This is a genomic window from Bradyrhizobium erythrophlei, from assembly GCF_900142985.1.
In the GTDB taxonomy this organism is placed as follows: Bacteria; Pseudomonadota; Alphaproteobacteria; order Rhizobiales; family Xanthobacteraceae; genus Bradyrhizobium; species Bradyrhizobium erythrophlei_B.
This window is the reverse complement of the sequence record NZ_LT670849.1, coordinates 655,150-677,094: the sequence shown is the minus strand read 5'-3', so window position 1 is coordinate 677,094 and position 21,945 is coordinate 655,150. Positions and strand designations below refer to the sequence as shown.

Sequence of the window (21,945 nt, the reverse complement as noted above, 5' to 3'; positions counted from 1 at the left end):
CGTGCGGCATCTTCGCGCTAGGTTTAAAGGCTTTTCGAGAATAACGTTTGCATACAAACGTGCAAGCGTGCCGCCTAAACGCGCTTGACAGCTTTTCGCGGGGCGAGCAAGATCGTTTGTATACGAATGAAGTGCCCGGTGGGCAATACCCTCCAGGTGCTTTTTGCCGGTTCGAGGGCTTGATGTCGACAGACTCTGTGGCCGCCGACAAGATCCGCTGCGATGCCTGCCCGGTGATGTGTTACATCAAGCCGGGTGCGGCAGGCGCCTGCGATCGCTATGCCAATCACGACGGCGAACTCGTGCGCGTCGATCCGCATGTTCTTCTTGAGCGGACGGTGTCGCATGGCGGACGGCTGGTGCCGTTCCAGGCCGGCGGCGATTGGGACGGCAAGATCGTTCACGAGCACGATGTGTTCGTCACCGCGATCGGCGCCGGCACCACCTATCCCGATTACAAGCCCGCGCCGTTTATCGTGTCTTCGGAAATCGACGGCGTCGACATGGTCACGGTCGTGACCGAGGGCATCTTCAGCTATTGCGGCGTCAAGGTGAAGATCGACACCGACCGCTTCCTCGGGCCCGAGACCGCGACCGTACGTGTGCAAGGCGAGGCGGTTGGCCATGTCACTACCGGTGAATATGGCTCGCAGATGCTGTCGCTCGGCGGCGTCCATCACCTTACTGGCGGATCGAAGAAGGAAGGCCGCGTCACCTGCGACACGCTGATGGATTTGAGCAACTGCAAGCCGGTCGAGATGACCATCGATGGCGGCGCGACGGTTGTGGTGCAGGCGGGCCAAGCGCCGATCATCAATGGCGTCACCGAGGAGCGCATGAGAGTGGGGTGCGGCTCGGCGACGATCGGCATGTTCGCCAAGCAATGGCAGGGCAAGGTCGACGAGGTCGTGGTGGTCGACGATCACATCACGGGCGTGCTCTCGGAACATCAGGCCGGCAAGGTGCTCGATATCGCCGACACCGGCATCAAGATGAAGGGACGGCGCTCGACGCCCGGCCGTTATTTCCAGGTCGCCGAACCCGGCACCGGCTGGGGCGGCACGCAGATTTCCGACCCGCTGTCGATTTTGGGTCCGTTCGATCCGAAGGTCGCAAAGCCCGGCACCACCATGCTGATGGTTTCGACCACCGGCGAGCATGCCGCCTATTACGAGCTCGATAAAGCGCTCAAGCCGATTCAGAAGACGATGCCATCCGAGCTTCAGTTCTCGGTCGAGCGCATTCAGGAGAATTGCGAACCGGCGCTGTGCACCGTGCTGTTCATGGGCGGGGCGGGCGGCTCGTTACGCGCAGGCGTCACCGACAACCCGGTGCGGTTGACGCGTTCGGTGAAGGATGCGTTGACGCGCGTCACCAGCGGTGGCGCGCCGGTCTATGTCTGGCCCGGCGGCGGGATCACGTTCATGGTCAATGTCACGCGGCTGCCGGCGGGCGCGTTCGGCTACGTGCCGACGCCGGCATTGGTCGCGCCGATCGAGTTCACGATGCGGCTGTCGGATTATGCCGCGCTCGGCGGCCATATGGATCACGTTCGCCCTCTGGATTCGCTGAAAGGCAGCGAAACACGCGTGGTCGCATCGCCCTCGCCGAAATCGGGAGCGCGATGATGGTGCGGCAGCCGCAGGTCGGATGGCTCAAGGACGGCAAGCGGCTGCATTTGCAGGATGGTCCGATTGATCTGATCGTGGAAGCGAGTGGGAGCCGCGAAAACCTGCGCGCCGCTTACGAAGCGGCGGTCGATCGTTTTGCCGGCCTGCTCGACGAACTCTGCCGCGAATTGGCGCTGCTGCGAGCCAAAGCCGATCCAGCGCGGTGCTCGTTACAGGGCGTGGTCGCCCGCCGCATGCATGCGGCGGTAGCGCCATTCGCCCGCGATCATTTCATCACGCCGATGGCGGCCGTGGCAGGCAGCGTCGCGGAGGAAATTCTCGGCGCGATGGTGCGCGCCGCGCCGCTGAGCCGCGCCTATGTCAATAACGGCGGCGACATTGCGTTTCATCTCACCGATGGCGAACAGTTCACTGTCGGCTTGATCGATCGGCCGGATGCGCTCGGCTTGATGCGGACGGCGGTGGTGCGCGCGGCCGATCCGGGGCGTGGCATCGCGACCAGCGGCCGTCACGGCCGCAGCTTTTCGCTCGGTATCGCCGATGCCGTGACGGTCTTGGCGCGCACCGCGGCGCAGGCCGATGCCGCTGCCACCATTATCGCCAATGCGGTCGACCTGCCGGATCATCCGGCGATCATTCGGCGTCCCGCGGATGAATTGCAGCCGGATAGCGATCTCGGCTCGCGCCTGGTGACCCGGGAGGTCGGTTTCCTCAACGAGGCCGAAATCGCCGCGGCGCTGGAAGGCGGTTGCGACAAAGCTCGCCGGTTGCTGGATTTGGGCCTGATCGAGGCCGCGGCGCTCCATCTGAAAGGCGAATTCCGTCTCATCAGCTTGCCAAGCCCGGCTGCCGATGTCCTTCATCGGCCGTTAGTCAACGAAAGTATGATCCATGCCTAACCCGCATTCGGCCATCATCGCCGTTCCCCAACAGGGTGCCCGTCCATGACCGTCATCATCCGCAAAATCGTGACTGTTGTCGAAGAGACGTTGATGGAAATGGGGAAGGGCGTCAGTCCGCCGGTCCGGCGTGCGGCCGCGATAGCGGTGATCGAGAACCCGTTCGCTGGACGCTATGTGGACGATCTGTCGCCGCTGATCGCAATCGGCGAAGAACTCGGCGAATTGCTTGCCAAAAGGGCGGTCGCGGCGCTCGGGATCGACGGCGCCAAGGTGCACAGCTATGGCAAGGCGGCTGCCGTCGGCGAAAACGGCGAACTGGAGCATGCGGCAGCGATCTTGCATCCCAAGATGGGAACGCCGGTGCGGAAAGCGCTGGGCAAAGGTGCTGCACTGATCCCATCCTCAAAAAAGCGCAGCGGCCCCGGCACCACGCTCGACATTCCGCTCGGTCACAAGGACGCGGCCTTTGTCCGGAGCCATTTCGACGGCATGGAAGTTCAGATCAACGACGCCCCGCGCGCCAACGAGATCATGGTGGCGCTCGCGGTCACCGACGGCGGCCGTCCGCTGCCGCGGGTCGGCGGCCTCACGGTCGGCGAGATCAAGGGCGAAGACGGATTGCGATAACCTATTGGATCAACGCTGGAGGGTAGAGGCATGCAACGAAGCAAGATTCTATTGGGCGGGCTGTTTGCCTTGACCTATGCAGGTCTCACGCAAGGCGCATTTGCGCAGAGCGGAGAGATCAAGATCGGCGAGATCAACAGCTACTCGCTGCTGCCGGCGTTCACCGAACCCTACCGCAAGGGCTGGCAGCTCGCGGTCGAGGAGATCAACGCCGCGGGCGGCATCAACGGCAAGAAACTTGTCGTCGTTTCCAAGGACGACGGCGGCAAGCCGGCGGATGCGCAGACGGCGGCCAACGAGCTGGTGTCGAGCGAGAACGTCGCGATGCTGACCGGCACGTTCCTGTCCAATATCGGGCTTGCCGTCAGCGACTTCGCCAACCAGAAGAAAGTGTTTTTCCTAGCCGCCGAACCTCTGACCGACGCCATCACCTGGTCGAAGGGCAACCGCTATACGTTCCGCCTGCGCCCGTCGAACTACATGCAGGCCGCAATGCTGGTGGAAGCCGCCGCGAAATTGCCGGCCAAGCGCTGGGCCACGATTGCGCCGAATTATGAATACGGCCAGTCGGCGGTGTCGGTGTTCAAGAAGCTGATGTCGGAAAAGCGGCCCGACATTCAATGGGTCGAGGAGCAGTGGCCGCCGCAGGGCAAGATCGATGCGGGCCCCGTGGTGCAAGCGGTTGCCGCAGCCAATCCCGAAGCCATCCTGAACGTCGAGTTCGGCGCCGACCTCGTCAAACTCGTGCGCGAAGGCAATACGCGTGGCCTGTTCAAGGATCGCACCGTGGTGAGCTTCCTCACCGGCGAGCCGGAATATCTCGATCCGCTCAAGGACGAGACGCCGGAAGGGTGGATCGTCACCGGCTATCCCTGGTACTCGATCAAGACGCCCGAGCATGACGCGTTCCTGAAGGCTTACCAGAGCAAGTATAACGACTATCCGCGGCTCGGTTCGATCGTCGGCTACGAGACGATCAAGGCGGCTGCCGCGATCCTTACCAAGGCCAACTCGACCGATCCGGAGAAGCTGATCGCCGCAGCCGAAGGCATCTCGCTGTCGTCGCCGTTCGGTGAGATCACCTTCCGCAAGATCGATCACCAGTCGACGCTAGGGGCCTTCGTCGGAAAGACCGCGCTGAAGGACGGCAAGGGCGTGATGGTCGATTCCATCTACCGCAAGGGCTCGGATTATCTGCCGAGCGATGCGGAAGTCGAAAAGATGCGGCCGAAGGATTGAACGCGATAGATCTCGTGGCCTCATGGTTCGAGACGCGCGGCTCCGCTGCGCTCCTCACCATGAGGGTCTCACCCCTCATCCTGAGGAGGCACGAAGTGCCGTCTCGAAGGATGAGGCCACGCACCGAGAGCTAATCTGAAGCACCCATGGCTTTTTACATCGTTCAGTTCCTGACCGGACTTGCCAGTGCAGCCTCGCTGTTCCTGGTCGCTTCAGGGCTGTCGATCATCTTTGGCGTGACGCGGATCGTCAATTTCGCCCACGGCGCGTTCTACATGCTCGGCGCCTATGTGGCGTACACCCTGACCGAGCAGTTCTCCGGCGCGTTTGGGTTCTGGAGCAGCATTCTGCTGGCTGCGCTGATCGTGGCTGCGATCGGCGTCGCCGTCGAAATGCTGCTGCTGCGGCGGATCTACCACGCGCCTGAGCTGTTTCAGCTGCTTGCGACCTTCGGGCTGACGCTGATGGTCGAAGACCTCGTGGTGCTGAGCTGGGGGCCGGACGATCTGGTCGGCCCGCGGGCGCCGGGCCTCAAGGGCGCGATCGATTTCTTCGGCCAGCGGATTCCGAGCTATGACCTGTTTCTGATCGCACTCGGACCGGTGGTGCTCGGCTTGCTGTGGCTGGTGTTCCAGCGCACCCGCTGGGGCGTTCTGGTGCGCGCCGCGACGCAGGACCGCGACATGGTGGCGGCGCTCGGCGTCAATCAGAAATGGCTTTTCACGTCGGTGTTCGCGCTTGGCGTATTTCTCGCCGCGCTTGCCGGCGCCCTGCAAATCCCGCGCGACGCCGTCAACCACGCGATGGACCTGCGCGTCATTGTCGACGTCTTTGTCGTCGTGGTGATCGGCGGCCTCGGCAGCGTCGTCGGCGCGTTTGTCGCGGCGGTACTGGTCTCGGAACTGAACGCGTTCGGCATCCTGATCTTTCCGAAAATCTCGATCATCCTGGTATTTCTCGTGATGGCGGTGGTCCTGATCGTTCGGCCCTGGGGGCTGTTAGGCAAGGCGGAGGCGCCGGCGCGCCGCACGCCGGGGCTCACGGTCAATCCCTGGCGTGCACTCACCTCGAACGAGCGTATCGCCGCTGCGATCGCGCTGCTGTTCGCCGCCTCGCTGCCGTTCTTCGCCGGCAACTATGCACTGACCGTAGGCGCCGAGATCGCCATCTTCGTGATTTTCGCAGCCAGCCTGCATTTTCTGATGTCGGCCGGCGGGCTCGCCTCGTTCGGGCATGCAGCTTATTTCGGGCTCGGCGCCTATGGCGTTGCCTTTGCCGTCAAGCTTGCCGGCCTGCCGATGCTGGTCGCGCTGCTCGCCGGCCCCTTGTTTGGGTTGCTCGGCGCGGCGGTGTTCGGCTTCTTTTCGGTCCAACTGTCCGGCGTCTATTTCGCGATGCTGACGCTGGCCTTTGCGCAGATCGTCTGGTCGATCGCGTTCCAGTGGGTCGGCGTCACCGGCGGCGACAACGGCATTCTCGGCGTCTGGCCGGAGCGCTGGGCTTCGAGCCCTTCTCATTTCTATTGGCTGTCGCTGGCGGTTGCGGCGCTCGCAGTCGGCGCGTTGCGCATCGTGACCTTCTCGCCATTCGGCTTTGCGCTTCGCGCCAACCGCGATTCGCCGCTGCGCAGTGAGGCGATTGGAATCGACGGCAAGCGTATCCAGTGGAGCGCCTTTGTCATCGCCGGCACCGTCGCCGGCATCGGCGGCGCGCTGTTCGCCTATCTCAAGGGCAGCGTATTCCCGGACGTGCTCGGCATCCCGCTATCGGTCGATGCGCTGGTGATGGTGCTGCTCGGTGGCGTCGAAACCGTTTCCGGCGCGATCATCGGCGCCATCGTCTACAAGACGCTCTCGATCTGGCTCGTCAGCCAGACCGACTGGTCCAAGCTCGTGCTCGGCGCCTTCATCGTCGTGATCGTCATAGCCTTCCCCAAGGGGATCGTTGGCACGTTTGAGGCGATCTGGCCGCGACGGCTATCGCCGGCCAAACCCACCGCGATCGCCTCACCCATCGAGACCGCCGAATGAGCGCCAACCCGCCATTATTGTCGGTCGAGGGATTGAGTAAATCCTATGGCGGCGTGCACGCCGTGCGCGGCGTCTCGTTTTCGCTGGCGACGGGCGAAATCCTGGCGTTGATCGGCCCCAACGGCGCAGGCAAGTCGACCTGCTTCAACATGCTCAACGGCCAGACCGCGCCCGATGCGGGCAAGGTGCATGTGCTGGGCAGGGACACGACCGGGTTGAAGCCCCGGGAGGTCTGGCGGCTCGGCGTCGGCCGCACCTTCCAGATCACCGCGACATTCCCGACCATGACCGTGCGCGAGAACGTCCAGGTGGCGCTCTCGTCGCACGGCCACAAGCTGTTCAATCTCACCGCTTCGATGCCGCGATATGCGCGAGAGGAGGCCGATCACCTGCTTGACCTCGTCGGCATGGGCGGCTTTTCGATGCGGCCCTGCGGTGAGCTCGCCTATGGCGATCTCAAGCGGCTGGAGCTTGCGATCGCGCTCGCCAACCAGCCCAGGCTGCTCCTGATGGATGAGCCGACCGCCGGCATGGCGCCGCGCGAGCGGATCGAGTTGATGCGGCTCACGGCGCAGATCGCCAATGAAAAATCGATCGGCGTTCTCTTCACCGAACATGACATGGACGTCGTGTTCGAGCACGCCGACCGTATCCTCGTGCTAAATCGCGGCAACCTGATCGCGGAAGGTTCGCCGCAAGAAGTACGCAGCAACGCGCAAGTACGCGCGATCTATCTCGGCGAAGGCCTCGTTTATGATGCCCGCCACCGCGAGGGGGCCGCGCTGTGAAGCTCTCCGTCCAGGATCTCAACAGCCACTACGGGCCGGCGCATATCCTGTTCGATGTCGCGCTCGATGTAGGCGAGGGGGAAGCGGTGGCGCTGCTGGGGCGTAACGGCGCCGGGAAATCCACCACCTTTCGCTCGATCGTCGGGCTTGTTGCTCAACGTACCGGGCGCATTCAGTTCGAGGGCCACGCTATCGAGAGCTGGCCCACGCACGCGATCGTGCGCGGCGGACTTGGCTACGTGCCGGAAGAGCGGCGCATCTTCACGGATTTGACGGTAGAGGAAAATCTCGAGGTTGGCCGCCAGCCGGCACGGGCCAGCGCGCCGCAATGGACGCGCGAGCGGCTGTTCGAACTCTTTCCCAATCTGGCCGAGATGCGCAACCGTCCGGGTGGACGGATGAGCGGCGGCGAACAGCAGATGCTCACCATCGCGCGCACCCTGATGGGCAATCCGTCGCTGGTATTGCTCGACGAGCCTTCCGAAGGGCTCTCGCCCAAGATCGTGGAGCAGATGGTCGAGGCCATCCTGGCGATGAAAAAGGCAGGCGTCAGCCTTCTGGTCTCCGAGCAGAATCTGCACTTCGCGCGGCTGATTTCGGATCGCGCTTACATCATCGAACGCGGACGCATTTGTTTTTCCGGCACCATGGCCGAACTCGATGCGCGTCCGGATATTCGCGACGCGCATCTGGCGCTGTAGGGAGCAAGGGCGAAGATGAGCAGGGCTGTTTCGCCGAAGCGGAGCGTGAAGCCGCCGCGATTTTCCTACGTGCTCGACGAGCAGATCGGCTTCATCCTGCGCCAGGTCTCGCAACGCCACGCCACGATCTTCGCCCGCGACATAGGTGCCGATCTGACGTCGACTCAATGGGCCGCGCTCTCGAAACTCGCCGAAACCGGACCTTGCTCGCAGAACCAGTTGGGGCGGCTGACCGCGATGGACGTCGCGACCATCAAGGGCGTGATCGATCGTCTCACCGCGCGCGGCCTCACCGAGACCTCGGCCGATCCCGAAGACGGACGTCGTCTGCGCGTCAGCCTGACGCGCGCGGGCCTGCAACTGACGGAGAAGGTCGCGGCCAATGCGCTGGCGATTTCGAAGGAAACCCTTGCGCCGCTCGACCCGCGCGAGCGCGAGCTGTTCGTGGCGCTGCTCGAAAGGCTGCGGTGATCGCAGTTATTGGCGGAACAGCCCGTCGACGCGGAATGAATAACCAAGGCCGACAATGTAGCTCGGCGCGTTGTGGTTCAGCCCGACCGCGACATGAAAATCGACCTGCTGGGTCTTGGTCAGGTGGTAGACGCCACCGGAATTCCAGAGCTGGCTCGGGCTTCCGCCTTGCGGATAGTCGCCGACATATTCGGTGAACAGGCTGAAGCGTGGCGTCAGCTTTTTTTCCACGACGAAGGTCGTCTCCGTGATGCTCCTCGCGGTGAAATCGTCGGGACGAAAGAATTCGGTGAGCATGCCGCTGATGCCCCAGCCGTCATGGAGCTCCGCCGACCACGGCATTTGCAGATAAGGCTGCGCGCCGCGTCCGGCGATCGCGACCGCACCGGTCGGTAGCGCCACGCCGGTAACGATCGATAGATCAATTTTTCCCGGCACCGGGCTGATCTGCCATTTGATCGCCGGCGATACGTCGGTAAAGCCGGACACGCCCGTGCCGTGCACGTTGGCCAAATAAGTCGGCAGATCGACCAGCACTTCCAGGCAGGGCGCTATGCCCAGTCGCCACCGGCTGTTGGCGCCATCGACGCGTTGGCCGCCGTCGCGGCCGCTGACATTGATACCGTTCTCGTTTTGCAGGCTGCCGAAGGGAACGACGATGCTGGAATTGGTCACATCCGGCCGATCGGTCGCGATCTCCTCCGACGCCTGCGGGCAACTGTCGGCGTGCGCATCCGTAAAAATCAGCATCACCGAGGCGGCCAGAAACCACCTGCGAAGGTCGAAATTGATCGCCAATCACGTCACCACGCTGGGGAACTCGTACACAGACGCGCGCAGCTTCGGCCGCCCGAATCCGCGCGCTAACCCGTGGATAGACCCCAACGTCGATCGGTTTATTCCGGGCCGAGCGTACCGATGTCAGAAACATGCCGTGAGCAGGCGCAGCCCGTTCCAGAATGGCGTTGGCTGGCTGTTTTGATGGCGAGGCAGTGGTGAGAGGACGGTGACAATGGCGCGCGGCGGCGCTTCAACAAACGCCCACCAAGTTCGGCCGCGCTTCAGATCCGGCGAGTCCAGTTTTCGGCATTCGCGGCGCCCTCAGGCACGGCCCCGGATACCAGCGCACGTACCTGTTCCACCGTGTTCAGCGCCTGTGCCTCGATGGCGGGTGGTGTGAGACCGCCGATATGCGGCGTGGCGATCACATTGGGCAACGCCGCGATGGCGGGCGTCGGCATCTGGTCTGGCGCGCGGCCGACGTCGATCGCCGCACCTGCGATTTTTCCTTGCGTGATCGCCGCAGTCAGCGCCGCCTCGTCGACCAGATTGCCGCGCGAGACATTGATGAACACCGCATCCTTGCGCATTTGGGCGAAGGCCGCAGCGTTGATCAGGTTCTCCGTGGCTTCATTCGCGACCGCAAGGCAGACCACGTGATCGGATTGAGCGAGCAGCGTCGCAAGATCGACCTGCTGGAAGGCTGGTTCCTTGATCGTCACGTGAGGATCGGAAATCAGAACCCGCATGCCCATCGCGGCCGCAATCGGCGCCACCGCGCGGCCGATCGCGCCGTAACCGATGATGCCGATCGTGGTGCCCGAAAGCTGCCGCCCCATCTCTGCGGTCGGCACTTTACCGGCCTGAAAGGCAGCGGCAGCGCGCGAGACGCCGCGATTGAGATCGACCAGGAAGCCGAACACCAGTTCGGTCACGGATTCGACGAAGCCGGGTTTGGCGCGGGTGACGAGGATGCCGTGCGAGGACGCGGCAGCGACGTCTATATTGCGGATGTCGACCGCGCAGCGTAACGCGGCCTTCAGCGCGGGAAGGGCGTCGAAGATCGCGGCCGGCAGCGCGGTGGCGCGATCGGCGACGATGAGGTCGCATCCCTTTGCGGCGGCAATCAGCGCTTGCCCTTCCATGGTGTCGCCGCCCTGATGCAGCACCACGTCGCCGAGCGCGGAGAGGCCGACGAGCGCGCGGGGGCCATAGTAATTGTCGCGCATGTGGGGCGTGTGGGTCAGGAGAATCTTCATTCTTTAATAGCCCATAAGCTTTGGCAGCAACGTGCTGATGGCAGGCACGAAGGCGATGATCAAGAGGCAGACGAACAATAGTCCGAGATAGCCGAGCATCGGCCGCACGGTCTGTTCGACCGGCACCTTGCCGATCAGGCAGGCGCCATAAAGTCCAAGGCCCAGCGGCGGCGCGAACAGGCCGATGCCCATGGCGATCACCAGCACCACGCCATAGTGCAATGGCGCAATGCCGAGCTTGCTGGCGACAGGCACCAGCAGCGGCCCGAAGATGATCAGGGCGGCAGCGCCCTCCAGTACCGAGCCCATCACGATCAGGATCAGAATCGAGAGCAGCATGAAGAGCCAGGTGCCGCTTTGCTGCGACAGTCCCACCATGAACTCTCCCATCGCGTGCGGCACCTGTTGCAAGGTCAGCACGAACGCGAGCGATTGCGCGGCCGCGACGATGAACAGTACGAGGCCCGAACGCGCGGCGGCGTGGACGAAGCTTCGCCATGCGGCGGCGGGCGTCAATTCGCGGAACATCAGCGATCCCACCACAATCGCATAGAGCGAGGCGAAGGCCGAAATCTCGGTGGCGGTGGCAAACCCCGATTTGAAGCCGATAAAGATCATCGCGATCAGACCGAGCGAGACGCCGGCCCCCAACCACATCCGCCCCATCGCCGCGCGCTCTACCAGTACCGGCGGCACGGCGCTCGAAGGCTTGCCGAAGAAAATCGACACCGCGATCAGCGCCGCCGCCATCAGCGCGGCAGGAAGTAGCCCTGCGGCAAACAACCCGCCGATCGAGAGATTGGCGACGAAGCCGAGGATGATGAGGTTGATGCAGGGCGGAATGGTCTCGGCCATGACGGCGGAGGCGGCGAGCAGCGCCACCGACGAGCCCGGGTTTTGTCCGGACTTGCGCGAGGCCGGGATCAGAACCGCGCCGACCGCTGCGACGTCCGCCATCTTGGAGCCGGAAATACCGGAGAACAGCACCATGGCGCTGACCATCACGACATTCAGCCCACCGCGCATCCGCCCAACCAGATGCTGTAACAGTTCGATCAGCCGCACCGACATGCCGTTGGCTTCCATCAGGTAGCCAACCAGAATGAAGAATGGAATCGCCAGCAACACGAAGTTGTCGATCCCGCGCGCCATTTGCTGGGCAAAGATCACGCCGGGCAGGCTGCCCTCGGCCCAGACGAAGATCAGCGCCGCCAGCGCTAACGCAAAGCCGATCGGAAGGCCGCCGGCGAGCGTGATTACGAATCCGAGAAGCATCAGCATGCCGGAGGAAGGCATGGCGTCGGGAACGAAAGTGTCACCTAACAAAAAGACGCCGGATATCGCGGCGAGGATGATGACTGCGCGCAGGATACGTTGCCAGTTTCGCTCCAACAGGATCTCGGCGGCAAACGCCGTCATGCATGCCGCACCGAGACCCATCGGATAGAACGTCAGTTGCAGGGGCAGGCCGGCGCCGGTCGTTTGTCCCGAGGTGATCCAGCCGAGTTCGATGGCGTGAAAGGCCACGTAAGCCGCCACGACCAGCACCAGCGCGGCCCCGACGTCATCGACGGCGTCCTGCCAGGCTTCCGGCAGCAACGAATGGAAGAACACCACGCCGGGATTTTCGCCACGCGCGAGTGCCGAAGCCGCACCGAAAAAGGCGGAGGCCACCATCAGGCCGCGCGCGACGTCGTCGGCCCATTCGACAGGCGCGGTAAACAACGAACGCGCCAGCACCGAATAGATGACGACGGCGAGGTCGGCGGCCAGAAGGCTTGCCGCAACCGTATCCGTGGCCCAGAGCAGCGCGGCCGTTGCGCGCCGACGGGCGCCGCTGTCCACGCCAGACGAGGCGATTGCGGCTTCTGACATCGTCAGACCGAGGTGGCGCGGATCAGATCGACCACGGGCTTGGCCTCGGGGCGCGCCTTGACGAAGGCGTCGCTCTGCGGAAGCACGCGCTTGCGGAAGGCCTCGCGGTCGCAATCGATCACGGTGACGCCCTTGTCCTTCAGCTGCACCAACGCTTCTTTTTCGACCGCCAGACCATGTGCGCGGGTATCGGCGGCGGCCTTTCTCGTGATGTCGGTGAAGGCCTCGCGGGTCGCTGTCGGCATGCGGTTCAACGTGTTTTCAGAGCAGTAGATCGCAAGCGGCGAGAAGTTGTGCTGGGTCAGCGAATAGAATTTCGCGGTTTCGAAGAATTTCGAGGCGACAATGGTCGGCGGATCGTGCTCCAGCCCGTCGAGCACACCGGCCTGCAATGCCGCATAGATCTCGCCGAATGCCATCGGCGTGGCGGCGGCTCCCATCAGGCGCAGGCATTCGGTGATCACGGGATTGGGCAGGGTGCGGATCTTGAGGCCAGCGAGGTCATCGGGGTTGTTGACCGCCTTGCGCGCCAGTACCGAGCGCGAGCCGAAATTATAGGCCCAGGCGATGATGCGGATATTGGAGCCCTTGAGCAGCGCCTGCTCGATCGGCGCGGCCGCGCCGGCATCGAACGCCTTGGTCTGTTGCGGAAATGACGAGAATAAATAGCCGAGATCATAGGTGCCGACGACAGGCACCAGATTGGCGGCAATCGATGAGCCTGAGACCATCATGTCGATCACGCCCAGCTTGACCGAGTTGATGACGTCGATCTCCTGGCCGAGCTGATTGTCGGGAAAGAACGCCACCTCGATCTGTCCGGCGAGGTTCGAGGCCGCGATCTGCTTGACGAGGTTGTCGTAGTAGACGCGGCCATTGGCAAACTTCGGATCGTTGGCCTGCGAGGAGGATAGTTTCAGCTTCAGCACCGCGGCTTCGGCGCGACCGATCAGCACCGGTGCGGCGAGACCGGTTGCCGCGAGCGCGGCCGACGAACGAAGCAGGTGACGGCGATTGACCGAAAACGACATGGCGCGTTCTCCCCAGAATGCGCGGGTCGTTGGCGTTCGCCCGCGCTTATGTGCTGAAGGGTAGCTTTATCGGTTCGGCCAGCACAAGTGCCAGCAATACCTTCAGGCCAAAATGCCTTGCAATCCGCTAAGGTATTTCGGCCTGTGGGCCGGGCGATCAACCGGGCTCCATGCCCTTCGCCTTGATCACCGCCAGCGCGGACGGTCCGGCAAGAAATTTGACGAATGCTTTCGCAGCATCGGCTTCCCTGCTGGATGTCGACACGGCGGCCGAGAAGGAGGTGTAGGACTGGATATCCGACGGCAGCGGTCCGGCCAGTTCCGCGCCGGGGTGGGGCAGGATTTCGCTGATCTGGGTCATGCCGATCTCGATTTCGCCCGACGTGACCGCTTCGCCGACGCCGCCCTGCAACAGCTTGAGCTTGGGCTTGAGCGCTTCCGCAATGCCAAGCTTCTCGAACAGGGTTTTGAGATAGACGCCCGTCGCGCCGCCTGCGGTATAGCCGACCGAGTTCGCCTTCAGCAGCGCCTGTTTGAATGCCTCGCTGCTGCTGATATCGGGCTTTGCGGCGCCTTTCTTGATCGCAACACCGATTCCCGAATGCGCAATCGCGATGCGCGTGGTGTCGATCTTGCCGCCAGCCGCAAGGCCATCGATGATCGGCGTCGTCAGAATGGTAACGTCGAAGGCGGTGCCCTGGTCGATCTTCTCTTTCAGGACGGAAGCCGGCGAAAAGGTCACATCGATCTTGTTGCCCGTGGCTTTCTCGAATTGCGGGGCGAGTTCTTCGACCGTCGTCTTCACGGCGGTCGAGGCCAGAACCTTGAGCTCGGCGGCCTGTACTTGCGTGGTCAGCAGCGGCAGCGCCAGTCCGACGATTGCAGCGATCGCACCTTGGGCTTTCATGATTTCCTCCGAAGACGCCGTTTTTGTTTTGAGGTTGGCGCCAGCCTAGCCGAAACGGCGCGGGCCCGCCATGCCACTAGGGGCAGGTTTCTCTGCCGTCAATGCCGCTTGACGAATTCGAGGACCTTCTCGTTGAACACGTCCGGATGCTCCCACGCAATCGCGTGACCGGAATCGGGCACGTTTGCCCATTCGTGATTTTTGACATGGCCAGCCCAGATGCGCATCAGCGCGGGAGGCGCAAGCAGATCGGCATCCGCGGCAACAATGAGGGTAGCGGTCGGGATGGTTTCGATCTTCGCAAATGTGTTCGGCGTGCGCAGCGGCTGGCTTGGCGCATCTTTTTGCCGGGAATGTTCGTCGATCTCGATCCAGCGTTTGGTGCCGTCCGGATTGGCGCCGCGGTAGGAGGCGCCGACTTCGCGGTAGACCGCGGGTAATTTTCGCAATTCCTGAATTTCAATGCGCGACGAGAAATCGGCGATCTCCCTGTCGCGGATGCTCCCGGTGCTGGCGCCGATCACGAGGCTTCGCAGTTTTTCCGGATGCCAGGCGGCGTAGTCGAGCGCGGCAAAGCCGCCACCGGCGACGCCGAGCAGATGGAATTTGTCGAGTTTGAGATAATCCGCCAGCGCATCGAGGTCGCCCGCAATGCTTCCGGGCTGCGGTCCCGTGGCCGGGTTTGCAATGCTCTTGCCCCAGCCGCGGCGATCGAAAGCGATGACGCGATATCCGGCCTGCGAAAAGCTCGTGACTTGATCGGTCCAGACGGCGCTGGTGCCGGTATTGGCATGCAGCAGCACGATGGGCGTGCCCATGCCGCCGCTATCGGTGAACCACAATTTTACGCCGGGGATTTCGGCATATATGCCTGAAGCAGAATTATCCGCGGCGGTTGCCGCCGTGGCGATCTGGCCTGCGAGTGCCACCGTGAAAACACCGACAAGAAATTCGCGCCGCTTGACCATATTCGTTCCCGCAATTCGAACCTTCGAACGGCAAGCCTAGCACGCCCCTGATCGGGCTTAGGCATGTTGGCTGTTGGGCGCGGAGGCTTCGACGATAGTCGCATGTTTTGCCGCTTCCACCCGAAAACTTAAGGGGAATTTAGAAAGACGATTGCGCCCGTTTGTGAAGTTGGAGCGTTGTTTCGCAAGTAGAGATGTCACTCCCAAGGTGTTTGGTCGCCTGGAGTTAGCTGATGGAGAGAACGATGAGATGGGTCAAAGGCATTGCAATAACCGCTTGTTTGCTAGCATTTGCGACTCCCGTGCTCGCGTCTCCTGCGATGACAGCGAGAGATAATGTGCAATACGGGTATCGCTCGTTGCGTGGTCCAGTCGTCATGCACAGACTGCCGGCCCAGGATATCGATCATTTTGACCTTGGCATTGCCCGGCCAAGGTATCACTCAGGCTGGGGTGGCCCGTACGGTGATGGCGAATACCCGGGAACGATCGATCAAAATATGGGGCCGCCGTATTGGGACCGCTAGTTAGCGCGTAGCGGACAGTCGCTGCGCGCATACGCTGCCGTTGAAACCCAGCGTCACCGCCGGCGCTCCGGTGCCGTTTGTGTCCTCGGCGTTGACTTGCGTGACAATCCCCTCGGGCGACGTCGTGACCGAGAGTTTACACATTCGAGGATCGTCGGACATGTAGCCCGGTGTCTGCCCATCTCCGTAGAGACCCCCTGGACCGGAGTAGGTCTTCTTGTTGCCGGACCAATCGAGCGACGGAAGCTCCCAGATATAGAGCATCTGATCGTTGTCCATTTTTTTGCGGCCGGTGGGTTGTCCAAATCGGGAAACGACGGCGTCGACGTTTTGGCCGACAAATTGCTCCGATCGGGCAGACGTGGCGGTTTGGCCGGATGTCCAGCAGCCACCCAAAGTGATGCACAGCACCAAAGTGACGCACACGGCTCGTAAGGTTCGCATCATTCTTGCACCGAGGCCGATCATGAGTTTCGTGGAAGCAGCGGCGCCTTTGCCCGCTGCTTCCAACATACTCTTTTAGGAAGCAAGGGAATTGTATATGCTAATGGCAAGCTGCGCTCCTTCGTTTTTCGACAGCTCCGGATGTGGCCAGGACTTGCGAAAGAAGGCTGGCCAAACATGCGGATCCGCTAACCAGGAGAACATGATGTTTAAGCTCGGTCTCACCGGGGCTGCCGTTCTTTCGTTTACACTGGTGATCGCGGCGCCGGCAGATGCAAACGACGTGCAGACCACCAACGGGCATCAATCAAAGAGACACCTGCCCGCCGCACCCAATTCGGCGATCGCCTACGGCGATCCAAATCTGCCCGTCGAAAACGCGCTGCGATGGGGCTATAGCCAGGGCTACAGCAACTATCCGTCGGGCTGGGGCGGCCTCTATGGCGATGGCCGTTATCCCGACAACACCATTTCCAACCCTCATCCCTACAATACCCTACGGTAAGAAGCACGCAGGCAAAGACCGCGCGGCCTAGACGGGTTTCGCAAAAAAGCTCCGGTCGAAAGACCGGAGCTTTTTGATTCAAGCTATGGAAGATCAATATTTCGCGACCACCGGACCGCCACCGAAGCGATAGTTGATGCCGACGCGGAAGATGTAGTCATCCAAAGTGACTGCGCTGCGGGTGCCATCCCCGAGCGCCGTCACGAAGCCCTTATCGTCGAACTTCGTATACAGCAGCTCAAACTTGGTCGACCAGTTCGGCGCAAATCCCCATTCGAGGCCGGCACCCGCCACCCAGCCGTTGCGGGTCGACGATGACGAAAAGACGGTTGCGTTACTGGCGAGGTTTTTTATGCCGGCATCGACGCCTGCACCGGCCCAGCCGCCAGTGCCGTAGAACAGCAGGTTGTTGACGGCATATCCGGCGCGCACCCGCGCCGTGCCCAACCAGTTCTCCTTGGTGAAGCTCTTGAAAGTCTGATCCGCGAAGAGCGACGATCCATTATTGGTAATATTGTTATTATCGTCGTGATTGCCATATTCGCCAACCCACGACAGATCGCCTTCGAAGCCCAGCACAAAGCTAGACACCTGCCAGTTGTAACCGATCGTGCCGCCGACCAGGCCGCCCTTCAGGTTAAATCCATCCGCCGTCAGATTTTGGCCGGCGGGATCGACGTGATTGCTGCCGCCGAGCGAACCGCCGCCCGAGACACCGATGTAGAAGCCGGTCCAGTCGTAGATGACGACGGGAGGCGGAGCTTTCACGGGAAGATCGGCAGCCAAGCCTGTCGTCGTTCCCAGGAGCAAAGCGCTGACTGCGCCAAGGATGATGTTCTTCATTTTGATCTCGCAGGAGTTAGCAGCCGAGGTCTGTCGATTTTTCAGATTTGTCTTGTGGAGCTGATGAGACATTAGAACCTCCACTGGATGCCGGTGGAGACGCCGGCCAGAACGGGTCCTACGAAGCAATGCGGCTGAGAGACCAGGCCACCCGACGCACCGAAGGCATCGTGGCAGTCGGTGGTGACGCCGCGGCCGCCGGCACCGAGGTCGTAGTGCGCGTTCGGTCCGTTGATGGTAGCCGCGACTGCGGTGTACCAGGTCAGGTTGCTGCCGAACTTGTGCTTGTAGTTCGCAGTGATCATGTCCGCCGAATTGTCGTTACTGGCTGCGGCGACGGGGTTGCCGTTGGAATCAAACAGACCGGGCACAACGACGGTAGCCGAGGCGACGCTATTATGTTGTCCGGGATCGCCGACCGCCTTGAACGCATGGGCCCAGCCGAAGCTGACGCTGTCGACCGGCGTCAGCTCCTGGGTCAGGAAGGCCCAGGTGCCGTTACGTTGACGCTCGTTCTGGAATGAGATCAGCGGGTTCACATAACGGTGCATCATTTCAAAGATGCCGCCGACCGTGGTCTTGGTCGTGAAGGTGTAGAGCGCCGCAACCTTGAAGGCGTCTTCGTCCGCGACGTCGGCGTTGAAGGCGGCGAGCTGCGTGGCGTTGGCGAAACCCACACACGTTGTCGAGCCTGGGGGACAACTGGTGAGCTGGGCGGTCGTAACGGACGGAATGGAACTACCGGGAACGCCATAGATGCCCGAAACGTCGCTCTGCCGGTTGACCTTGAAGTGACGCTCGTAAGCGACCGTCGCGTAGAACGGACCGTTGGTGTAGCTCAGATTGGTGCTGACCGCGTTGGAGAATGCACCGTCGTTACACCCGTTCGGGAACAGTCCGCCGCTGGTCGGATCGTTGCCGCCCGTACAATCGGTCGAGCCCGCAGCAATGTTATCGCTGATCGTGCTGCGGTTCTGGCCGGGCGAGAACAGCGCGTTGAACTGGAAGCCGCCGATGGTCGGCGATTCGTACCAGATCGAGTGCTCGAGCCGGGTTGCAAACTCGACGCGGTTGTCGCCGCCGGTGTTGCCCATGATGACGCGCATGTCGCCGATCTGGCCCGCAAACGGGTTGAAGCCGCCGGTGGAGTTCTCGTACGGCGCGGTGGTCTTGCCGATCTTGAGCGCACCGAATTCGGGCGACGCGAAGCCGATATAGGTGTTGCGGTTGAACAAGGCGCCGTTGACGTTGTCGCTGATCTGGCTGTTGGTCTGCTTCAGCCCGGGCGTGGCGGAGAGGTCAAATCCAAGTTCAAGCTGATAGACGAAGTTGAGCGGGAAGTTTTCGATGCGCTGAAAACCACGCACGCCGAGATAGGAAGTGTTGGTCGAGATTGCCGGCAACCAGCTGAAATTGCCGACGGGCGACGACGCGCCGTTGAGGTTCATGTTGGTGAGGCTCTTGGTGGTGTCGTCGAACGAGATGTCGATGTTGCCGTAACCGGTGATCTCGCCGCCCGGCGTATAGAAGGTAAGCGGATTACCCTTCTTGTGCTCGAGGAAGCCGTGGCCGTTCTTGTCAATCTCCGGCGCTTCGAGGGCTGGCGGCGGGGTAGGTGTGCGCGTTGCGATCACCGCGCCGACGGCGGGCGAAACGGCTGGCGCGGCGCTCTTGCCGGTCTCGACCTTGTTGAGCCGAGCCTTCAGCGCCGCGTTTTCCGCCGCAAGTTTCGAATCTCTCTTTTCAAGAGCCTCAAGCCGGGACAGCACTTCGTCCAGCTTGTCGGCGAATGCAGGCGCGGCATGAAATGCCAAGCCTGCTGCGACTAAAGTTGCGCCTAAAACGCGTCGTCCCATCGTCTCGCCCCCTCATCAAAAATAGTTAAGGAGCGTCGCTCGGTCGCTTGATACCGTCAACGCGGCGCGGGCTGGGCAAGGCTTACGCACTTGCGAAATAAACTGCATCGGGCGGCGAAAGAAACGTAATTATCTTCAAGCAGATGTGAACAATTGTGTCAGCTTGTCGCAGTGCGGAAATATTGTGCTGTTCCTGCAACACTTAGGAATAATGTATACCAATGACGGGAACAAGCGGTAATCAACTGGGTGAGGTCGGGAATCATGACGTGAGTAATGGCGGCGAGATTCGGAGCTGTCTGGCAGCATTCGACAGGCGCTTTCACCCGACGCCAATTGAGCCCTTGCAGCTCGTGCGCGCGATCTCGCAGCGCCGTCACCGGACCTGCGTCGAAATCGAACCGATCTGCTGACGCAGCTCACATGAGCTTCGCGAGAATGGAAATGGAGGGGCTAAAGGAGCGCCTCGTCCGCGCGATCTCAACCGAGATTCATCTCGACTGCCATGCGGATGAGGTCAGAATGACTTCTGGCGCGGAGCTTCTGCTTCAGAAGAGAAGTGGTATTGGCGACCGTCTTGTAGGAAATGCCGAGCGCGTCCGCAATTTCGGCGATCTTGTCGCCCCTGCGCAGCAGCGTCAGAATCTCCAGTTCACGCGCTGTCATCTTGTTTGTTGGGCTAGCTTTGACGACAGCGGACGAGAAAGTAACGGCTTCCGCCAGATGCGGGGAAATGTAATTTTCTCCAGCCGCCACCTTAAGTACGGCTTTGACGAAAAGCCGCGGGTCATCGGATTTTGAGAGATAGCCTTGCGCGCCCATTTCGATCGCACGCACCACAAAGGCCGGATCGTCGTTCATGCTGAACATGATGATTCTGGCGTCGGGATCTTCTTTGCGGATTTGCCGCATCAATTCGAAGCCGGAAACGTCCGGCAGTTTGATATCGATGACGGTGATGTCGGGCTTGCCGTCCACGAAGGCGGTGTAGCCAGCTTTGGCGTTTCCGGCGCCCTCGATCCTGACGGAAGAGTCGGAGGCAAACAACGACCTGCAGCCGGACACGACGACCGGATGGTCGTCGACGATCAATACTTTCGTTTTCAGTTTCTGATTTTCCGGCATCATGATCGCTATCGTTCGGCGGATATAAGCCCGGATCGAAATTCGACAGAATAGAATCGCTCTAGATAATTAGGATGATGGGTATGTGGAAAAGGCTTCCGCTCCGGTTCCGGCTTTTTCTTCCCACGATCGGGCTACTCGCAGCCACGCTGCTTTTTGGCATTTTTGCGCTGGAAATATTTTCGCCCGACCAGTTCGAGAATGAAAGCGAGGACGCCGCAGGGCTGGTGAGAACTGTGACGAAAGGTCTCAACGAGGCGCTCGCGGTAGCGGAGAACCCCGAGCCGACGCTCGAGGCTTTTGCCGCAGGAATTGGAAGCGGGGACGCAATCCGATATCGCAAGGCTGACGTTTCCGTGAGTAGACCCAAAATCCGGTTGAGCACCGATGGGGTTCCCGGCTGGTTTGTCAGCCTCCTGCGAATACCCAACCTTTCCACTGCCCACCCGATCGTTGTCGGCGAAAAGCATGTCGGCGATATCCTCTTTGTCCCCGACCTGACGCCTGATCTTAACGAAAAATGGCTTGGCTTCCTGGCGATCGTCCTGTCGGGATCAGCCTTGCTCGTGCTGGCGGCGGTCAGCGCTTATCTGACGACCACCCTGGCCTTGCGGCCGCTGGAGCAACTCGGGGCCGGTCTGGCCCGGATGCAGCAGGGCGATTACGACAGCACGATTCCGCTTCTCGGTCCTCCCGAAATTCGCAAAAGCTGCGAGGAAGCCAATCAGCTTGCGCGAAAGCTCAAGCGGCTGGCCCAGGACAACCGAAGCATGCTGCGCAAGCTCGTCTCGCTGCAAGACGACGAACGCGAGGAGATCGCAAAGGAATTACATGACGAGCTTGGTCCGTTGCTGTTTGCGATCAGGGCCAACGCGATCGCGCTTTCGGGATACTCCACGGATCCGGATCCGGAAGCGCCGTCCAACCAGCTCCTTGAAGCGGCAGGGGCGGTCCAGCAGGCCAGCCGCCGGATCCTTGAAGGGCTAAGCCCCCTCTATCTCGAAGAACTCGGGTTGGAGAAAAGCATCGAGACGTTGCTGCAAAACGCGCATGCGGCGTTGCCATCGGTTGCAACGTCAGCCGAGGTCGATCCCCGGCTGGACTCCCTCGATCACCTGATGTCGCAAACGATCTACCGCGTCATCCAGGAAGCGATCACCAATGTCATCAAGCACGCCCAGGCGACGACGCTGAGCGTCGTGGCCGCGATGCGCGATTCCGCGGTAACGATCGAGGTGTCAGACGATGGCATCGGATTTTCCGACAACGTTCTGCTTGGCAGGGGATTGACCGGAATGTCCGATCGCAGCCGCGCGCTGGATGGAAAGCTGGATTTGTTGCGCGAGGATGGCAGAACGGTCGTGCGCTGCTGGCTGCCTCTGGCGGGTGCGCGCGCCGACTGATTTGCCCGTCGGGCAAATCAGTCGGCTTTCTCT

20 protein-coding genes are annotated in these 21,945 nt (G+C 61.7%); 10 read left to right on the top strand and 10 right to left on the bottom strand.

What is annotated here, in order from left to right; genetic code table 11:
- Window positions 1–182: 182 nt before the first annotated feature.
- The 8 genes from BUA38_RS02980 (at window position 183) to BUA38_RS02945 (ending at window position 8,389) form a co-directional block, all read left to right on the top strand.
- Entirely contained in the window at window positions 183–1,628 is a 1,446-nt protein-coding gene (locus tag BUA38_RS02980; protein ID WP_072816638.1) for a 6-hydroxynicotinate reductase, read from the top strand.
- On the top strand, window positions 1,628–2,530 hold the full coding sequence (locus BUA38_RS02975) for a UPF0280 family protein (protein WP_072816637.1): 903 nt from the start codon (window positions 1,628–1,630) through the stop codon (window positions 2,528–2,530). The genes BUA38_RS02980 and BUA38_RS02975 overlap by 1 nt, the downstream gene beginning before the upstream one ends.
- Before the next feature lie 45 nt (window positions 2,531–2,575).
- Window positions 2,576–3,160, top strand: coding sequence for an amino acid synthesis family protein (locus BUA38_RS02970; protein WP_072816636.1), 585 nt, complete (start codon window positions 2,576–2,578; stop codon window positions 3,158–3,160).
- Window positions 3,161–3,190: 30 nt separating this feature from the next.
- Complete coding sequence (locus BUA38_RS02965; RefSeq protein ID WP_072816635.1) at window positions 3,191–4,399, top strand: ABC transporter substrate-binding protein; 1,209 nt, start codon at window positions 3,191–3,193, stop codon at window positions 4,397–4,399.
- Between the two features lie 146 nt (window positions 4,400–4,545).
- Window positions 4,546–6,429: an ABC transporter permease gene (locus BUA38_RS02960; RefSeq protein WP_072816634.1), complete on the top strand. Its 1,884-nt coding sequence runs from the start codon at window positions 4,546–4,548 to the stop codon at window positions 6,427–6,429.
- On the top strand, window positions 6,426–7,217 hold the full coding sequence (locus tag BUA38_RS02955) for an ABC transporter ATP-binding protein (protein ID WP_072816633.1): 792 nt from the start codon (window positions 6,426–6,428) through the stop codon (window positions 7,215–7,217). The genes BUA38_RS02960 and BUA38_RS02955 overlap by 4 nt, the downstream gene beginning before the upstream one ends.
- Window positions 7,214–7,918, top strand: a complete 705-nt coding sequence (locus tag BUA38_RS02950) for an ABC transporter ATP-binding protein (RefSeq protein WP_072816632.1) — start codon at window positions 7,214–7,216, stop codon at window positions 7,916–7,918. Before BUA38_RS02955 ends, BUA38_RS02950 begins: the two co-directional genes overlap by 4 nt.
- 15 nt (window positions 7,919–7,933) lie before the next feature.
- Window positions 7,934–8,389: a MarR family winged helix-turn-helix transcriptional regulator gene (locus tag BUA38_RS02945; RefSeq protein ID WP_072816631.1), complete on the top strand. Its 456-nt coding sequence runs from the start codon at window positions 7,934–7,936 to the stop codon at window positions 8,387–8,389.
- Between the two features lie 6 nt (window positions 8,390–8,395).
- Here the strand turns inward: BUA38_RS02945 and BUA38_RS02940 are convergent, their stop codons facing one another.
- The 7 genes from BUA38_RS02940 to BUA38_RS02910 form a co-directional block, all read right to left on the bottom strand.
- Window positions 8,396–9,187, bottom strand: coding sequence for a transporter (locus BUA38_RS02940; protein WP_072816630.1), 792 nt, complete (start codon window positions 9,185–9,187; stop codon window positions 8,396–8,398).
- A 263-nt stretch (window positions 9,188–9,450) separates the two neighbouring features.
- Window positions 9,451–10,428: an NAD(P)-dependent oxidoreductase gene (locus BUA38_RS02935; RefSeq protein ID WP_072816629.1), complete on the bottom strand. Its 978-nt coding sequence runs from the start codon at window positions 10,426–10,428 to the stop codon at window positions 9,451–9,453.
- Between the two features lie 3 nt (window positions 10,429–10,431).
- Entirely contained in the window at window positions 10,432–12,303 is a 1,872-nt protein-coding gene (locus BUA38_RS02930) for a TRAP transporter large permease subunit (RefSeq protein WP_156898365.1), read from the bottom strand.
- Between the two features lie 2 nt (window positions 12,304–12,305).
- Complete coding sequence (locus BUA38_RS02925) at window positions 12,306–13,334, bottom strand: TRAP transporter substrate-binding protein (RefSeq protein WP_072816628.1); 1,029 nt, start codon at window positions 13,332–13,334, stop codon at window positions 12,306–12,308.
- A 157-nt stretch (window positions 13,335–13,491) separates the two neighbouring features.
- Entirely contained in the window at window positions 13,492–14,241 is a 750-nt protein-coding gene (locus BUA38_RS02920; RefSeq protein WP_072816627.1) for a molybdate ABC transporter substrate-binding protein, read from the bottom strand.
- Window positions 14,242–14,339: 98 nt separating this feature from the next.
- Window positions 14,340–15,209 carry an alpha/beta fold hydrolase gene (locus tag BUA38_RS02915; RefSeq protein WP_072816626.1) on the bottom strand — a complete coding sequence of 290 codons (870 nt, stop codon included), beginning with the start codon at window positions 15,207–15,209 and terminating at the stop codon, window positions 14,340–14,342.
- A 527-nt stretch (window positions 15,210–15,736) separates the two neighbouring features.
- The gene (locus tag BUA38_RS02910; RefSeq protein ID WP_072816625.1) at window positions 15,737–16,249 is read right to left on the bottom strand and encodes a hypothetical protein; all 513 of its coding nucleotides are present in this window, start codon (window positions 16,247–16,249) and stop codon (window positions 15,737–15,739) included.
- Window positions 16,250–16,385: 136 nt separating this feature from the next.
- Between BUA38_RS02910 and BUA38_RS02905 the strand changes: the two genes are divergently transcribed.
- Window positions 16,386–16,685 carry a hypothetical protein gene (locus BUA38_RS02905; protein ID WP_156898364.1) on the top strand — a complete coding sequence of 100 codons (300 nt, stop codon included), beginning with the start codon at window positions 16,386–16,388 and terminating at the stop codon, window positions 16,683–16,685.
- 93 nt (window positions 16,686–16,778) lie between these two features.
- Here BUA38_RS02905 and BUA38_RS02900 read toward each other — a convergent pair whose 3' ends face one another.
- From BUA38_RS02900 to BUA38_RS02890, 3 genes are all read right to left on the bottom strand, one after another.
- The gene (locus BUA38_RS02900) at window positions 16,779–17,528 is read right to left on the bottom strand and encodes an outer membrane protein (RefSeq protein WP_072825776.1); all 750 of its coding nucleotides are present in this window, start codon (window positions 17,526–17,528) and stop codon (window positions 16,779–16,781) included.
- Window positions 17,529–17,599: 71 nt separating this feature from the next.
- Window positions 17,600–19,342 (bottom strand): porin, encoded by a 1,743-nt coding sequence (locus BUA38_RS02895; RefSeq protein ID WP_072816623.1) that lies wholly within the window; start codon window positions 19,340–19,342, stop codon window positions 17,600–17,602.
- Window positions 19,343–19,864: 522 nt separating this feature from the next.
- Window positions 19,865–20,509 (bottom strand): response regulator transcription factor, encoded by a 645-nt coding sequence (locus tag BUA38_RS02890; protein ID WP_072825775.1) that lies wholly within the window; start codon window positions 20,507–20,509, stop codon window positions 19,865–19,867.
- A gap of 83 nt (window positions 20,510–20,592) precedes the next feature.
- On the opposite strand from BUA38_RS02890, the gene BUA38_RS02885 reads away from it, so the two are divergent.
- Window positions 20,593–21,912 (top strand): ATP-binding protein, encoded by a 1,320-nt coding sequence (locus tag BUA38_RS02885; protein WP_072825774.1) that lies wholly within the window; start codon window positions 20,593–20,595, stop codon window positions 21,910–21,912.
- Window positions 21,913–21,945 lie beyond the last annotated feature (33 nt).

What these genes read in the sequence shown, in the direction of transcription:
- BUA38_RS02975 (WP_072816637.1), top strand. Translation starts at nt 1,628, where the DNA reads ATGGTGCGGCAGCCGCAGGTCGGATGGCTCAAGGACGGCAAGCGGCTG.
- BUA38_RS02960 (WP_072816634.1), top strand. Translation starts at nt 4,546, where the DNA reads ATGGCTTTTTACATCGTTCAGTTCCTGACCGGACTTGCCAGTGCAGCC.
- BUA38_RS02935 (WP_072816629.1), bottom strand. Translation starts at nt 10,428, where the DNA reads ATGAAGATTCTCCTGACCCACACGCCCCACATGCGCGACAATTACTAT.
- BUA38_RS02915 (WP_072816626.1), bottom strand. Translation starts at nt 15,209, where the DNA reads ATGGTCAAGCGGCGCGAATTTCTTGTCGGTGTTTTCACGGTGGCACTC.
- BUA38_RS02925 (WP_072816628.1), bottom strand. Translation starts at nt 13,334, where the DNA reads ATGTCGTTTTCGGTCAATCGCCGTCACCTGCTTCGTTCGTCGGCCGCG.
- BUA38_RS02955 (WP_072816633.1), top strand. Translation starts at nt 6,426, where the DNA reads ATGAGCGCCAACCCGCCATTATTGTCGGTCGAGGGATTGAGTAAATCC.
- BUA38_RS02890 (WP_072825775.1), bottom strand. Translation starts at nt 20,509, where the DNA reads ATGCCGGAAAATCAGAAACTGAAAACGAAAGTATTGATCGTCGACGAC.
- BUA38_RS02930 (WP_156898365.1), bottom strand. Translation starts at nt 12,303, where the DNA reads ATGTCAGAAGCCGCAATCGCCTCGTCTGGCGTGGACAGCGGCGCCCGT.
- BUA38_RS02970 (WP_072816636.1), top strand. Translation starts at nt 2,576, where the DNA reads ATGACCGTCATCATCCGCAAAATCGTGACTGTTGTCGAAGAGACGTTG.
- BUA38_RS02885 (WP_072825774.1), top strand. Translation starts at nt 20,593, where the DNA reads ATGTGGAAAAGGCTTCCGCTCCGGTTCCGGCTTTTTCTTCCCACGATC.
- BUA38_RS02945 (WP_072816631.1), top strand. Translation starts at nt 7,934, where the DNA reads ATGAGCAGGGCTGTTTCGCCGAAGCGGAGCGTGAAGCCGCCGCGATTT.
- BUA38_RS02920 (WP_072816627.1), bottom strand. Translation starts at nt 14,241, where the DNA reads ATGAAAGCCCAAGGTGCGATCGCTGCAATCGTCGGACTGGCGCTGCCG.
- BUA38_RS02965 (WP_072816635.1), top strand. Translation starts at nt 3,191, where the DNA reads ATGCAACGAAGCAAGATTCTATTGGGCGGGCTGTTTGCCTTGACCTAT.
- BUA38_RS02905 (WP_156898364.1), top strand. Translation starts at nt 16,386, where the DNA reads ATGTTTAAGCTCGGTCTCACCGGGGCTGCCGTTCTTTCGTTTACACTG.
- BUA38_RS02980 (WP_072816638.1), top strand. Translation starts at nt 183, where the DNA reads ATGTCGACAGACTCTGTGGCCGCCGACAAGATCCGCTGCGATGCCTGC.
- BUA38_RS02900 (WP_072825776.1), bottom strand. Translation starts at nt 17,528, where the DNA reads ATGAAGAACATCATCCTTGGCGCAGTCAGCGCTTTGCTCCTGGGAACG.
- BUA38_RS02910 (WP_072816625.1), bottom strand. Translation starts at nt 16,249, where the DNA reads ATGTTGGAAGCAGCGGGCAAAGGCGCCGCTGCTTCCACGAAACTCATG.